This window comes from Flavobacterium sp. FPG59 (assembly GCF_002150205.1).
In the GTDB taxonomy this organism is placed as follows: Bacteria; Bacteroidota; Bacteroidia; order Flavobacteriales; family Flavobacteriaceae; genus Flavobacterium.
Genome location: NZ_MTCA01000353.1, coordinates 1 through 1655, shown reverse-complemented (window position 1 = coordinate 1655; position 1655 = coordinate 1). Strand labels below are relative to the sequence as shown.

Annotated in this window: 1 pseudogene; it reads right to left on the bottom strand. The window is 42.1% G+C overall.

The annotated features are described in order from the left end of the window. Positions 1-1655: pseudogene (locus tag FPG59_RS15905) on the bottom strand (hypothetical protein); the annotation flags it as partial.

The following is a 1655-nucleotide window of genomic DNA, read 5'->3' as shown; positions in this document are numbered from 1 at the left end:
GCACTTGCTACGGCTGTTGTATAAGTAAATGTGTTAGCTGTAGGTTGTACAATTGTTCCAGGTCCTGTGCCTGAAGTTACTCCTACTGTAAAAGGAGCTCTTCCGCCACTTATTGTTGCAGTAATGATAGCGTCTGGAGATCCAGAACAATCTAAAGTTTTCGTTACACCGGCATTGGCTGTTAATTGTGCTGCCACTGTTACTGCTGTTCCTGTAGAAAAGCAACCATTTCTATCTCTAACAAACACAGTATATGATCCTGGTGCTACGTTAAACGTATTAGCAGCTTGGAAAGCTCCTGTAATTCCAGAAATTCCATACGTATAAGGTCCTAAAGGTCCTGTTACTGGGGTTACTGTAATTGTAAATCCGCTTCCTGAAGCCGTACACTGATTTGGTACGGTTACTACTGGAGGTGCTGGTGCAGGATCTCCCGCTATGGTTACTGATGTACTTGTTGTACATCCGTTAGCATCGCGTACAAAAACAACCCAATTTAAAATAGTTCCATTGTTAGTATCTACCGTTACTACATTACTACTACCAAAAGTAGTAGGCACTGTTGCTGGTGTTGCTGGTACTGCTGCGTAGCCGTAAGCTGTTGTTCCTCCTGATGCAGTTACCGTTATTTGAGCATTATCGTTGTTGCAATTAAAGTTAGTTGCAACTGTATTAGTAATCGCTAATGGTGCTGCTGGCTGGTTGATGGTAATGGTTCCATCAGCAAAACAACCTGTTGCCGTATCCGTAACACGTACGGTATACGTACCTGCTGCCACATTGCTTAGGGTAAGTACATTTCCTGATTGGGTTAAGGTTCCTGTTCCTAATGTTCCTAAAGTTAATGTAAAGGTATAAGCCCCTATAGTAGCATTTCCAGAAACGGTATAGGTTCCTGATCCTGTACTTCCGCCTTGGCACAAAACATCGCTGGTTTTATTAGCCGCAACGGCTATAGGCGTAACTGGGTCAATATTATGTGATTCGGTGTAGTAACAACCATTCGCATCGGTTACTCTAAAGGTGTAGTTTCCTGGTAATAAATTAGGGAACGAAGCCGTTGCTCCCGATGTCGTGGCTGGTGTAAAAAACGTTGAATTTGTTCCTGAATTTGTTCCTGTAATCAAGAACGTTAAGGCTCCTACTCCATTTGTAGCCGTTACAGTTACCATTGTAGTGGTTGCTGTACACGTAACTGCTGCATTGCTAAAAGTTAAATTCGTTGGTGAATTTAATGGTTGTAAATCTATTTGTTGCATTGGTGACAAACAACCGTTAGCGTCTCTAACTACTACTCGAATAGTTTGAACGCTACCATTATTGTTTACAGTCAAGGTATTGCTTGGTCCAAAACTACCTCCGTTGTTATAACTATACGTATAGGTTCCTGTTCCACCTGTTGGTGCAACTGTAATAGTAGCCGATTGAGGTACGTTAGTAGGACTACAACTAAATGCTGTTGCACTAGCGTTAGGTACAATTGCTGCAGGCTGTGTCAGTGTGATCGAACCAACTACAGAAACGCAACTGTTACTATCTCTTACTTGATAGGAATAAGGCGTGTTAGCGCTTAAACCCGTGTAAGTTGTAGTTGTTGTAAATCCACTTCCGTTAAAACTATACTGATAAACTCCTGATCCGCCTGAACCTGCTAA